This window comes from Streptomyces sp. NPDC041129, from assembly GCF_055592265.1.
Genome location: NZ_JBVIYV010000012.1, coordinates 158,382 through 170,829, shown reverse-complemented (window position 1 = coordinate 170,829; position 12,448 = coordinate 158,382). Strand labels below are relative to the sequence as shown.

The window sequence follows — 12,448 nt, the reverse complement described above, 5'->3', positions numbered from 1 at the left end:
GGGAGCGGCGCTGTTGAGTGCGAAGGCCCAGCAGGTCGTACGCCACCACCAAACCGGTCTTCGGTCGCCGGGCTGGGTCGAACGTGGCAGGGAACTGACTCATGCCGGCCAGGCCCGGCACATGGTGCGCGGCTCCACTTGCGGGGCTGCCGAAGACCCGTGGCCATCCGTCGTGCATGAGGGCGGGTCCGCCTGGCAGTCAGCTGAATCTGCGGTGTCGGTGGCATGTCGGGGGCTGTCGGTCGGATGTCGGTGGCTCGTCGGCGGGGGCTGGCACCTTTCCAGAGGCGGCCGGCCGGAGCTCGCCGGGTGGCCCGATCCCGAAGGAGCCACCATGCACACCCCAGTCACGATCATCGGCGCCGGACTCGGCGGACTGACACTGGCCCGCGTCCTGCACGTTCACGGCATCCCGGTCACGGTCTGCGAGTCCGATCCCTCCCCGTCGGCGCGCACACAGGGCGGGATGCTCGACATCCACGACTACAACGGGCAGCTCGCCCTCAAGGCGGCAGGCCTGATGGACGAGTTCCACGCCATCGTCCTGGAAGGCCGCCAGGCGATGCGGGTCCTCGACCGGGACGGGACCGTCCAGTTCGAGGAGGCCGACGACGGCACGGGCGGACGCCCCGAGGTGATGCGCGGCGCGCTGCGACGGATCCTGCTCGACTCGCTTGCGGCCGACACCGTCCGTTGGGGGCACAAGGTCAGCCGCACCCGTTCCCTCGGCGAGGGGCGCCACGAGGTGACGTTCGCCGACGGCACCTCCGTCGTCGCCGGCCTGTTGGTCGGCGCGGACGGCGCGTGGTCACGGGTACGGCCGCTGCTGTCTGCCGCAACACCCGAGTACGACGGCACGTCGTTCGTCGAGACCTACCTGTTCGACGCCGACACCCGGCACCCCGCCGCCGCGCAAGCGGTCGGCGGCGCCTCCGGGACGCCCACGGGCCCGCAGAATCTTCAAGAGACCGTCGCTTTCTGAGGATCGGTCGGCTCGGTAAATCCTTTGCGGGTTGAGTGTGGAGCCGGTGTGGTGCGGGGTGAGGTGCTGGGGTCCAGGCCGTAGGCGCAATCGACGGCGCCTACGGGGGTGCCGGCGGGGCCGCTGGTGTGCAGGATGGCTTCTTGATACTCATCGGTGCTCGCGAGGTAGAGGACGAAGCGCGAGGTACTGGCGGGTCCGCCGTAGCGCAGATGCATCTGTTCGCCGTCATTCGATCGAGGCGTTTGACAGCGAGCCCAGTCGTTCAGGCTTCCTTGTCAGCCGACGTGGTCGCTCTTCGGCCCGATGCCTTTGATCCTGGTCGGAGTTCCCTCCGGGGTGTACGAGTGGTGGAAGGTGAAGGCGTGCGGCGCGGGGCCGTGGTCGTCGAGGTGTTCCAGTCTGGAAACCCCGTCCTGCCAGGTGGGTATCACGCCGTCGGAGACCCACCAGAACACGTAGTTCGGGTGTCCTGTCCTCTCGAACCAGTCGTAACGCCTGTTCAGCGCCTCACGGTGCAGACCGGTGTAGATGGCGTCGAAGGCCGGGCGCAGGTCGGTCCAGAGTGAGAGGGTCGCGGCCAGGGCGGTGGTTTCCACGGTGCGGCCTTGGCCGTACCAGGCCGGTACGGCGAACTTTCCCCACGCACCCCAGTCCGCCTCGAAGAGCGCGCCCCGGTCACCCGCGGCCGCTTCAGCATGGGCGAGGTATCCGGGGTGCTGACTGATCTTCCGGTAGACGGCCTCACCAATGTCGTAGAACTCGGACGTGAGAGGTGCGGGATCGGCGAGAGGTGACTTCAGGACGCCGAATGTGTACAGCGCAAGATGGGGCATGCGTCTCTCCCTGGTCGGGGGTGCCTGGTGTGGACCCGGTTCGGTGGCTTTCGCATGGGGGCCGAGGATTCATGGGGCGTGGCCGGCTCATCCCGTCGCGGGTGGCTCATCCGGAGGGAACTCCCGTGGCGCCGTGGGCGATTGCCGAGGACCAGGTGAAGGTAGCCGCCTCTGAGGGCCATGTCGAAGTTGCGTTTTCCCCGTCCAAGTGGCCTCTTGCACCGGCTCGTTGCGGGGGCCGGGGCGGTGACGTGCGGGGCGGGCCGCCCAGATCTACTTCTCTGCCGTCCAGCGCAAGGCCTTCTCGTTCAGCGGTTCTTCACCGTGGACACCCGCCGCCGACCAGCGCGAGCACGGCAACTCGCCCGCACATCAACCCACTCACCTGCACGTTTCACGATGCACGCAGGAGTCGTCCGGCCGGGCGCTTCAAGCTGAATCGAGCCGCTGGGCCGGGGCGGGATGGGAGAGTTCCGACGGTGTGAACCGCGGAGGGGCTGGCCGCTGCCCACGATCGGGGGCTGTCCACCGGGACCTGAATCCGGGGAGGGTGCTGTCTTCGAACCGACCACGCCCATGCACCGAAACTGGCTCGGCGTAAGGGCCGTTGGTCTAGCCTGGGTGGCTCCTGACTTGGGTATCGGTGCTTGTCAACGGTCAGTGGCCGTGGGGAGCGAGGGGGCTGACAGTGGGGGTTGTGGCGCGGTTGCCACTGGAGGGCGGGGGCTCGGTCCTGGTGGAGGGGGGACGGGAACCGGACGGGCCGGTGAAGGTGGGACGGCTGGCGGACGCCGTGCAGGATCTGCCGCACACGGTCCAGCAGGCGCTGCGTCCGGTGGCGGGCCTGGCGCGAGCGGCGCTGGAGCAGCTGCGCCAGGCCGGTCCGGACGAGGTGGTGATCGAGTTCGGCGTCGATCTGGCCGCGGAGGCCGGTGCGGTGATCGCCAAGAGCGAGACGGGCTGCCACCTGACCGTCACGGTGACCTGGCACGCCTCTGCCTCGCCGGACGGTGCCGGGCCTGGTAGCGGCGGCGCATGACCAACGTGGTGCGCCCGCCGGGCGGGTCGGCGCAAGGGTTCCACCACGCGGTCGCCGAAGTCCGCAGTGCGAGCGGAGCGGTGGCAGGAGCGGGCTTCCTCATCGGTCCCGGTCTGCTGGCCACGTGCGCCCACGTGGTCGAGAAGGCCGGATTCGGCCCCGGGCAGCGGGTGCCGCTGTCTTTCCCCGTCCGGCCCGAACTCGGCCGGCTACAGGGGGCCGTGGAGACCAGCACCTGGCGGGACCCGGACGCCGAGGACGTGGCGTTCCTGCGGCTCGAAGGCACCCCGCCGGACGTGGCCGCGCTCGCGCTGGGCCTCGCGGAGGACTGCGCCGACCACCGCGGACGCAGTTACGGCTTCCCCCAGCAGGCCAGACGTGGAGGGCACTTCGCCACGTTCAAGGTCGGCCGCCTGCTGGAGGGCTCCACCGCGCGAGGGGCGGGACCGCTGCTGCAGCTGTCCGACGCCAACGACCTGACCGAGGGATTCAGCGGCGGCCCCGTCGTCGACGACATCACCGGGCTGGTGATCGGCATGACCACGGCCATCACCCACCCCGACCGGCACTCCCGCGGGCTGGAAATCGCCTACGCCACCCCCGCCCGGATCCTGCGCACCCTGCACCCCGAGCTGGCGGAGCACGCGGTGTGCCCCTACCCGGGCCTGGAGCCGTTCACCGCAGACGATGCCGCGGTGTTCCGCGGTCGTACCACCGCCGTGGACGCCGTCCTCACGGCGTTGCGCGGGCCCGCCCGGACGCTACTCCTGCTGGGGCCGTCCGGATCGGGCAAGTCCTCCCTCCTGCAAGCCGGGGTGCTGCCCGCGCTGGCCGAGGGAGGGACGGTGCCCGGCAGCGACCGCTGGCTGCCCGTCCTGATCCCCAGCCCCGGCCACGACCTGCTGCTCGCCGCCGAGCACCACGGGCTGCCCGGCGCTGCGACGTACGGCATCGAGGCCGCAGCCGAACACCTCCTGGCCGGCCACCCCGACAGCACCCGCGTCCTGCTGGTCATCGACCAATTCGAGGAGCTCCTCGCCCCCGCCGCCGCACAGGGCGACGGGGGCGGTATCGGTGCGGCAGCCGACCAGCTGGCCGGACTGGCCGCATCCTGGGCCCCGCTCACCGTGGTTCTGGCCATGCGCGACGACTTCTACGCCCCCCTTGCCTCCCGTGCCCCGGCCCTCCTGGAGGCCGCTTCCCCGCACCTGAACATCCCCGCCACCCTGAGCGAGCACGACCTTCGCGCCATGATCGAGCACGGCGACCGCGGCCCACGAATCGAGAACGGCCTGACCGCCCGTCTGATCGGCGACCTCATACCCCCTGCCGACGGCACGCAGCCCCGCAGCGCCCGGAGCACCCCCGTCAGCTGCCTGCCCGCCCTGCAGCTGACTTTGCGCCAGCTGTGGGAGAGCCGCACCTACGGGGTCCTCACGCACGAGGCCTACGAGCGCATCGGCACCGTGACCGGTGCCCTGAGTACCTGGTGCACCGCCGAGTTCCGAAAACTGCCGCAACGCGACGCCGCCCAGAGGATTCTGACCACCCTGGTCCAGCCCGCCGACCCCGACCACGCCACGCCCGCCGCCCGTCGCCGCCTGCCCTTGTCCACCCTCCGCGACCTGACCACAGGCCCCCACCCCACCCCCCGTCAGGACGATTTCGACACGGCCCTGGCCGCCCTCGCCCGCCACCGGTTCATCACCATCCGCGTCCCCCGGCAGGGCCCCACACCCACCGATCCAGCTCAAGGTCACGCCACGGGAGAACCCCGCGAGCTGGTGGCGCCGCCCGAACCGGTCGCAGAGCTCATCCATGACTCCCTCGTCCGCGACTGGCCCCACCTGCACGCCTGGGTCACCGAGGACCAGGACTTCCACCGCTGGCTCCGGCGTGCCGAGGACCGGCACACACGCTGGCTCCGAGGCGCCGCGGACCGGGCCGAACGTCAGAAGCGGCCCCGCAAGGCGGACGAGTTACTGCACGGCAGCGACTTGGCCGTCGGCCTCGACTACGCGCGTCGCCGCGGCCTGCCCGCGCACATCCGCGGCTACCTCGCCGTCAGCCGACGCCGTGCCCGCCGCCGCACCTCCATTCTGGCCGGGCTGCTCGCCCTCGTCCTCGTAGCTGCCGGGGTGGCGAGCTGGCAGTGGTACGGCGCCGCTGTCGCCCGCGGAGAAGCCGAGTCCCGCCAGCACGAGGCCGAGTCTCGCGAGATCGTCACCGAATCCGACCACCTCACGGGCACGCATCCCGATGTCGCCATGCTCCTGGCTGCCCATGCCTACCGCACAAGCCACACACCGGAAGCCACCGCGGCCGTCCGTGCCTTCGGGACAGCCCCCTTGCCACGCGCCCTCATCGGCCATACCGAGTGGGTGCGGGCGGTGGTGTTCAGTCCCAGCGGCACCGTCCTGGCCACCGCGGGCGAGGACGGCACGGCCCGCCTGTGGGACACCGCCACCGGCCGCCCGCTGCACACCCTCACCCACACGGGCTGGGTGAACGCGACCGCCTTCAGTCCTGACGGCACGAAGGTGGCCACAGCCGGCAGGGACGGCACGGCCCGCCTGTGGGACGCCGCCACCGGCCGCCCGCTGCACACCCTCACCCACAACGGGAACGTGCGGGCCGCGGTGTTCAGCCCTGATGGCAAGAAGCTGGCCACCGGCGGCAGCGACGGCACCGCTCGCCTGTGGGACGCCGCCACCGGCCGTCCGCTGCACACCCTCACCCCCAACGAGGATGTGCGGGCCGCGGTGTTCAGCCCTGATGGCAAGAAGCTGGCCACCGGCGGCAGCGACGGCACCGCTCGCCTGTGGGACACCACCACTGGCCGCCCGCTGCACATCCTCACCCACACGGGCCCGGTGAACGTGACCGCCTTCAGCCCCGACGGCAAGAAGCTGGCCACCGCGGGCGAGGACGGCACCGCCCGGCTGTGGGACACCGGTTCCGGCCGCCCGCTGCACACCCTGCCCCACAACGGGAACGTGCGGGCCGCGGTGTTCAGCCCTGATGGCAAGAAGCTGGCCACCGCGGGCGAGGACGGCACCGCCCGCCTGTGGGACACCGGTTCCGGCCGCCCCCTGCACACCCTCACCCACACAGGCTCCGTGAACGCCACCGCCTTCAGCCCCGACGGCACGATCCTGGCCACCGCCGGCAGCGACGGCACCGCCCGCCTGTGGGACACCGCCACCGGTCACCCCTCACGCACCCTCACCCACCTGGACAGCGTGAACGCGGTGGCGTTCAGTCCCGACGGCAGGACCCTGGCGACCGCCGGCAGTGACGGCGCCGTACAGCTGTGGGACCTCACGGTCGGCCACCCGCTGCGTACCCTCACCGGGGTGCCCAAGGACCCGTACAAAGCGGTGTTCAGTCCCGACGGCAGGACCCTGGCCACCGCTGACGAAGACGGCACAGTGCAACTGCGGGACACCGCCACCGGCCATCCTCTGCACACCCTCGCTGGTCGGCGCAGTGTGAACGCGGTGGCGTTCAGTCCCGACGGCAGGACCCTGGCGACCGCCGGCAGCGACGGCGCCGTACAGCTGTGGGATCCCACCGTCGGCCACCCGCTGCGTACCCTCACCGGGCTGCCCAAGGACCCGTACAAAGCGGTGTTCAGTCCCGACGGCAGGACCCTGGCCGCCGCTGACGAAGACGGGACCGTGCAACTGTGGGAGACGGCCACCGGCCACCCCCTGCACACCATCGGTATCGGCGCCGGTTCCCTGTTCGCGTTGGCGTTCAGCCCGGACGGCCGCACCCTGGCCACGGGTGGGCTCGCGTGCCCCCTGCAGTTGTGGGACACCGCCACCGGCCAACCGCGGCGCACCCTCCCCGTCACCGGTGTCGTGTATCAGATCGTGTTCAGCCCGGACGGCCGCACCCTGGCCACCGCCAGCGACTATGCCGCCTTGTGGGACACCGCCACCGGCCACCCCCTGCACACGCTCACCGGCCACACCAGCACCGTGCTCTCGGTGTCGTTCAGCCCGGACGGCGCCACCCTGGCCACCGCGAGCAGGGACGGCACCGCCCGCCTGTGGGACACCGCCACCGGCCGCCCCCTGCAGACCCTGGCCGGCCACACCGCCAACGTCTCCTCAGCGGCGTTCAGCCCGGACGGCGCCACCCTGGCCACCGCGAGCAGGGACGGCACCGCCCGCCTGTGGGACACCGCCACCGGCCGCCCCCTGCAGACCCTGACCGGCCACACCGCCAACGTCTCCTCAGCGGCGTTCAGCCCCGACGGCGCCACCCTGGCCACCGTCGGCGAGGACCACACCGCGCGTCTCTGGGACACGGGCCTGTCCGGCCCGGCAGAGGCCACCGCCAGGATCTGCAAGGTTGTGGGGCGGGACCTCACCACGAGCGAGCGGACCACTTATCTCCCCCCGGGAGCGAGCGACCGCGTATGCCCAACCTGAATGTCCCGACCCGCTCGAGACGGACGTCGCCGCGCGTGCCGCAGCACGCAAGCCTCAGCTCTGCCCGGCCGGTTCACGAGCGGCTCGGAGCGCCTGATCACGGGGCCGGGAGGGCCTCCCGCGGGCCCTTGCGCCCCGCCGGCACCATCTCGTTCACGGGTGCGTGGCTCACCGGCCTGATCGGTTCCCTGGCTGTGGCGACGCAGGCTTGCATCGGGATCGGTGATGTGGATCACAGGTTCTGGACCTCAACCAACCTTGAGGGAGCAGGCTGTCGGACATCACGGGGCGGCCGGGCAACGGCAGCCCATCCCTCGAAGTCCAGGAGAACCGGCATGGCCACGCTGCTGCACATCGACACGTCCCTCAACGGTGAGAACTCACACTCCCGCGCCGTGACCACCGCCTTCCGCGAGGTCTGGGAGAGCCGGCATCCTCATGGCACGGTGATCCACCGGGATCTCGACGCCGACCCCGTGCCCCACCTGCGGGCCGACGCCTACTACGCCGGGTACGTCGCCCCCGCCGACCGGTCCCCCGAGGAGAGGGAGGCCTTCGCCCTGCGCGCCCGGCTGATCGAGGAGGCCGAGGCGGCGGACGTGATCCTCCTCAGCGCCCCGATGTACAACTACTCCATCCCCTCCACGCTGAAGGCCTGGATCGACCACGTCTTCGCCGTGGGCCGCACCGCGATGACCGAGCACCCCTCGCTCGCGGGCAAGCCGGCCGTCGTCGTGACCAGCCGCGGCGGGTCGTACCAGGAAGGCACCCCTCAGTACGGCAACGACTACGTACAGAGCTACCTGCGACAGGCCCTCGGCGGCGGTCTCGGTCTGAACGTCAGCTTCATCGTCCCCGAGCTGACCCTGGCCCCGGCCGTCCCGGCGATGGCCGACCTGGTCCCGCTCTTCGAGGCCTCCCGCACCGAGGCCCTCGCGGCCGCCGCGTCCCACGCCGAGGAACTGGTAACACGTCTGGCCGCCTAGGACTCGTCCGGCCGATGATGTGCGGAGCCAGACACCAGGGCTGCCGCTGCGGTGGTTCCTTGCGTGTCTGGCAGCGGTCTTCGCCCAAGCCGGACTGCGCCGATCGACGAGGCGGCTGTCACCGAGGACGACGGCGAGCTCAGGGAGGCTCAGCTCGGCGGGATACTCCTGGGATCGTCCGAACGGCTCGCACAGCTGAAGCAGCTTGGGAGCCCGCTCATCGCCGGCTCTCGATGTCCCAGAACCCCGATCCTCGTCTCAGGAGTCGTCGGAGAGGAAGTGCTCGGCGAGTGGGGTGCCGGCGAACTCTTCATGCATCAGCCGGGAGAAGAGCAGCAGTGAGTTGCGGGGCCGGTGGAGCACCGCGAGGTCCTGGGCCTGCCCCGCGGCGTTGCGGGTGACGGTGACGACGACTTTCAGGGGCACGCCCTGGACCGAACTGTCGTAGATCTCCAGGAAGCCGTTGTCGCCGAAGTCGTCGGCGTAGCTGAAGTCCTGGAAATCGTACAGTTCGCGGGCCTTGACCACGATGGACCGGACCGCTTCCGCTCCGCGCGCCGTGCCGTTCATCGCGGCACCCTCCAGGGTGGCGTCGTCGGCAAGGTTGTCCAGCCACCACGGGTAGTAGCTCGGGCCCTGGGGATCGGTGCCGCCGCGTTCCGTGCTTGTCATGTCGTGTCTCCTTGATGTTCCGGCGCAGGCCGGGTTTCTGGCGCGGGTCGACGGTTTGGGTCTACGTCTGTTTGGCGACCAACTGGACGATTTCCGCGCGCTGGTGTGCGCCCGGTGCGCTGCCGGCACTGCCGATGCCAGTTGAGAACCAGCGAGCGCGCTTCGGCGCGTGGTCTCGCCTTTCTGCCGAGAGGGCGGGTCAGCGGCCGGGGAACCTCTGTGTGATTTCCTGGAGGACCCAGCCGTTGCCGTCCGGGTCGCTGAAAGTGGCGTAGGAGCCGTAGCTGGCACGGTCGGGCCGCGGTCCGGTGATTCGTTCCTGGCCCTGGCTGTTGTGGACGACCTCTCCGGCATCGTGGCCGTGGAAGAAGATGCCCTTGTCGTCGTGGAACACCTCGCTCACCTCGATTCCACGGCCGGCCAGGTCCGCGCGAGCCTCTTCTATGTTCTCGACGACGAGGTACAGACCCTGAGCCGAACCGGGCGCGGCCGTGGTGAGGCCCTTTCCGAAGATGATCGATGATTCGGAGCCGGGCGGCGTGAGGTGGACCACGCGGTAGTCGTCGGTGATGTCCGCGGCGAGGTCGAGGCGGAATCCGGCCTTCTCGTAGAAGGCCCTGGAGTGGTCGACGTCCGAGACCGGCAGGACGAAAAGCTCCAGTTTCATGTTCATTTCTTTGATCACTTTCGTTGTCCGTGTCCCACACGTAGCGCGGGACACACGGAGGGTCCGGCACAGCTCTTCGCTCGATGAGCGGGTGCGAGTGACAGGGGGACCCGCGACCCGGGGCAGGCGCTTGTCCTCTTGACGTTCGCCACCCGCGTGCGACGAGCCCTCGGGAAAGGTCAGGCGAGGTAGAAGTCCTTGCGTGCCGCGACGAATTCCTCGATCGTGCCGGCGGGAGTACCTGTCAGGCGCTCGACGTCGTCCGAAGCCCGGTCGTATCGGTTCTGCTGGTGCAGGCGGCACATGGTGACGATGTGCTGCTCGATGTGGGACGGCAGACCGATCGTGGAGAGCACTTCCTCCCGCCACTGCTCCAGGGGGACGTCCACATACGAGACCGGCCGGCCCAGCGCCTTGGAAAAGGCCTCGGCCATCTCGGTCATGTCGACCGTGCGCGGGCCGGTCAGCTCGTAGACGTGACCCCCGTGGGGGGAGGGATCGCGCAGCACGGTGGCGACCACCCTGGCGACGTCGTCCACGGCGATCGGCGAGGTGCGCCCGGTTCCGAACGGCAGCTCGATCGTGCCGCTCTTGCGGATCGTCTGCGCCGGGAGCGTGGTGAACAGCGGGTTGTCCAGGAACGACGTGGGCCGGATGTGGACCACCGGCAGACCTGACCAGTCGAACACCTGCTCCGCCAGCCAGTGCAGCCGCTGCTGGCGGGACTCCGCGGTGCTGGTGGCGGTCATCTGCGACACGGTCATCTGCGACATGTCCACGAGTGCGTCCAGCCTGCCGTACTCCCGCGCGACGCTCGCCACAATGGTTGCCGCGAGCAGGTGGTCCGGTGACACAGGCATGGCGAAGTACATGCTCCGAGCACCCTCCAAAGCGACCGCCACGGTCTCGGGTTGCGTGAGGTCACCGATGACGACCTCAGCCCCGAGCGCCCGCAGCTCCGCGGCACGGTCGTCGTCCCGACGGACCATGACACGCACCGGTACGTCCCGTGCGCGCAGCTTCTCGAGGACGTTGCGGCCCACGCCGCCCGCGCCTGTGATGAGGACGAGGTGACTGCCAGCCATAGGTCTGTCCACCTTTCTATGTGACTGGACGGGAACGCATTCCCGGACGCGGTCGGAACCGGGGGAGCGGCCGACCCGGCGGCGCTTCCCTGGGTGTCGCGGGAGTAGCAGGGAAGGGGCTAGGTGAGGGCCATCCCGGAGTTAGGAGCATATGCTCCTAATTGGGGAGGTGCAAGGAGTCTCTTTCTTCCCGCAGGGGAGTCGCACAGGGTTGTGGCGCGCTCACGAGCAGATACCCCTGGGGTCGTGATTGAGGTCTCGGGGCAATGCCGGCTGAGGCTGCGGCTCCGCGCGATGCGAGGGCTCGCGCCTCTGGCGGCCGGACCGCCGCACCCGAAAACTTGCGCCTTTCGAGCCTACGCCCCGGTGAAACGGTCGTCGCGGCCGGCCGGTGAGCGCCATCCCGCGCCGCATCGATGGCTGCCGTGCGCCCCACGCCTGGCCACGTCGACGCGCTGGAGCGACCTCAGGGGGTTATGTGCATATACTCGTACTTTGATCCCGCATCTGGAGGAGAGCATGGCCGGCATCGAGAGGGACGCTGATTCCTGCAACAGCCTGGCCCTGCGCAAGGCAGCCCGGTATCTCAGCGCCACCTACGACAAGGCGCTCGCGCCGACGGGGCTGCGCGCCACGCAGTTCAGCATCCTCCAGAAGCTGAGCACCCACGAGCAGATCACCATCAGCAGCCTCGCCGAGATGATCGCCATGGACCGCACCACCTTGGCAAGCAACCTCAAACCCCTCGCTCGCGAGGGCCTCGTCACCGTCGAACCGTCCCCGACGGATCGCCGCGCTCGCATCGTCACCCTCACCTCCCATGGCCTCGACCGGATGACAGCCGCACTCCCGTACTGGCGTAACGTGCAGTCCGAATTCGAAGAGAGCTTCGGCGGCGACAAGGCGGCCCAGCTCCGCGCCGCGCTCGAAGATGTCCTCGACACCGGATTCCACCCCTGGGCCGAGTAGGCGGCGACACCCCCAGAACATCGAGTCGGTCGGCGACAGCGCACCCCATAGGGGCCGACGCGTCCGCCTGTGCAGGCGGACGCGTCGCTGCGGCCCAGCACCTGGGCCTGATGTGACCGGCTCCGCCGAGCGGCGCTCCCGGGCCCGGCCCAGGTGGGACCGCGATGGCTGCCGCGACCGGGGCACCAGCGGCGAACCCGCCAGGCCGGCTTCCGGTGCACCAGGAGCGAACCCGCCAGGCCGGCTTCCGCCTCAAACGCCCCGGCGGCGACTCCTGGCTTCGTGGCACGCTTCGGCTAGAGGACGTGGAGGAAGCATCCGACCGCGACCGCTCCGGCGGCCACGATCGATGTCAGCCGGACAAGGACCTTCCAGGACTTCACGACGGCCTCTCTCAGGACTCGAGCAGCGTACGAAGGACGGCGCAGCGCTGCGCTTCTACGAGGACCCCAGCCGGAGCGGTGCCCGGCCGCAGTGGTGCCGATGGGCGGAACCGCTCCGGCCTGCCGGGGTGGCGACTCACAGGCCGCCCATGCGTATGAGCCACCAATCCGGGTTGTAGGCCCCGCTCACCGAGTCGTGCGCAACAGCCGGCCGCTCTTCCACGGTGTCCTCGAGCCGGATGGGCTCCGGCAGCTTGGAGAACCGCAGACTGCGCTGCCGCTGTGCCGCGTCGGCGGATGTGCGTTCGTGCTCCATACCAGTGTCTCCTCATTGCGGCGTTCGCGCCGCGCTCGACGGCTCCGCCCTGTCGGCGGCATGGACGGAAG

The 12,448-nt window shown here is 70.2% G+C and carries 9 protein-coding genes and 1 pseudogene; 5 read left to right on the top strand and 5 right to left on the bottom strand.

All coding sequences use genetic code 11. The features are described 5' to 3' along the window. Positions 1-334: 334 nt before the first annotated feature. Positions 335-928 (top strand): annotated as a pseudogene (locus ACZ6B1_RS31035) (FAD-dependent oxidoreductase); the annotation flags it as partial. A gap of 332 nt (positions 929-1,260) precedes the next feature. Here ACZ6B1_RS31035 and ACZ6B1_RS31030 read toward each other — a convergent pair. Further along, the gene (locus tag ACZ6B1_RS31030) at positions 1,261-1,818 is read right to left on the bottom strand and encodes a DUF3291 domain-containing protein (RefSeq protein WP_468783794.1); all 558 of its coding nucleotides are present in this window, start codon (positions 1,816-1,818) and stop codon (positions 1,261-1,263) included. A 697-nt stretch (positions 1,819-2,515) separates the two neighbouring features. Between ACZ6B1_RS31030 and ACZ6B1_RS31025 the strand changes: the two genes are divergently transcribed. From ACZ6B1_RS31025 to ACZ6B1_RS31015, 3 genes are all read left to right on the top strand, one after another. Then, complete coding sequence (locus tag ACZ6B1_RS31025; RefSeq protein ID WP_468783792.1) at positions 2,516-2,857, top strand: CU044_2847 family protein; 342 nt, start codon at positions 2,516-2,518, stop codon at positions 2,855-2,857. Further along, complete coding sequence (locus ACZ6B1_RS31020; RefSeq protein ID WP_468783790.1) at positions 2,854-7,299, top strand: nSTAND1 domain-containing NTPase; 4,446 nt, start codon at positions 2,854-2,856, stop codon at positions 7,297-7,299. Before ACZ6B1_RS31025 ends, ACZ6B1_RS31020 begins: the two co-directional genes overlap by 4 nt. Before the next feature lie 335 nt (positions 7,300-7,634). Beyond that, positions 7,635-8,285, top strand: a complete 651-nt coding sequence (locus ACZ6B1_RS31015) for an FMN-dependent NADH-azoreductase (RefSeq protein WP_468783789.1) — start codon at positions 7,635-7,637, stop codon at positions 8,283-8,285. Positions 8,286-8,543: 258 nt separating this feature from the next. On the opposite strand, the gene ACZ6B1_RS31010 is transcribed toward ACZ6B1_RS31015, so the two are convergent. From ACZ6B1_RS31010 to ACZ6B1_RS31000, 3 genes are all read right to left on the bottom strand, one after another. Then, entirely contained in the window at positions 8,544-8,957 is a 414-nt protein-coding gene (locus tag ACZ6B1_RS31010) for a hypothetical protein (protein WP_468783787.1), read from the bottom strand. Between the two features lie 199 nt (positions 8,958-9,156). Next, a complete protein-coding gene (locus ACZ6B1_RS31005; RefSeq protein ID WP_468783785.1) occupies positions 9,157-9,630 on the bottom strand; it encodes a VOC family protein in 474 nt (157 codons plus the stop codon). Between the two features lie 173 nt (positions 9,631-9,803). Continuing rightward, positions 9,804-10,709, bottom strand: coding sequence for an NmrA family NAD(P)-binding protein (locus tag ACZ6B1_RS31000; protein ID WP_468783783.1), 906 nt, complete (start codon positions 10,707-10,709; stop codon positions 9,804-9,806). A gap of 519 nt (positions 10,710-11,228) precedes the next feature. Here ACZ6B1_RS31000 and ACZ6B1_RS30995 point away from each other — a divergent pair. Further along, positions 11,229-11,678, top strand: a complete 450-nt coding sequence (locus ACZ6B1_RS30995; protein WP_468783781.1) for a MarR family winged helix-turn-helix transcriptional regulator — start codon at positions 11,229-11,231, stop codon at positions 11,676-11,678. A 519-nt stretch (positions 11,679-12,197) separates the two neighbouring features. Here the strand turns inward: ACZ6B1_RS30995 and ACZ6B1_RS30990 are convergent. Then, positions 12,198-12,377, bottom strand: coding sequence for a hypothetical protein (locus ACZ6B1_RS30990; protein WP_468783779.1), 180 nt, complete (start codon positions 12,375-12,377; stop codon positions 12,198-12,200). Positions 12,378-12,448: the final 71 nt, after the last annotated feature.

Bases quoted from the DNA above. Each gene is read 5' to 3' on its own strand.
- ACZ6B1_RS30995 (WP_468783781.1), top strand. From the start codon at position 11,229: ATGGCCGGCATCGAGAGGGACGCTGATTCCTGCAACAGCCTGGCCCTG.
- ACZ6B1_RS31015 (WP_468783789.1), top strand. From the start codon at position 7,635: ATGGCCACGCTGCTGCACATCGACACGTCCCTCAACGGTGAGAACTCA.
- ACZ6B1_RS31030 (WP_468783794.1), bottom strand. From the start codon at position 1,818: ATGCCCCATCTTGCGCTGTACACATTCGGCGTCCTGAAGTCACCTCTC.
- ACZ6B1_RS30990 (WP_468783779.1), bottom strand. From the start codon at position 12,377: ATGGAGCACGAACGCACATCCGCCGACGCGGCACAGCGGCAGCGCAGT.
- ACZ6B1_RS31020 (WP_468783790.1), top strand. From the start codon at position 2,854: ATGACCAACGTGGTGCGCCCGCCGGGCGGGTCGGCGCAAGGGTTCCAC.
- ACZ6B1_RS31000 (WP_468783783.1), bottom strand. From the start codon at position 10,709: ATGGCTGGCAGTCACCTCGTCCTCATCACAGGCGCGGGCGGCGTGGGC.
- ACZ6B1_RS31010 (WP_468783787.1), bottom strand. From the start codon at position 8,957: ATGACAAGCACGGAACGCGGCGGCACCGATCCCCAGGGCCCGAGCTAC.
- ACZ6B1_RS31005 (WP_468783785.1), bottom strand. From the start codon at position 9,630: ATGAACATGAAACTGGAGCTTTTCGTCCTGCCGGTCTCGGACGTCGAC.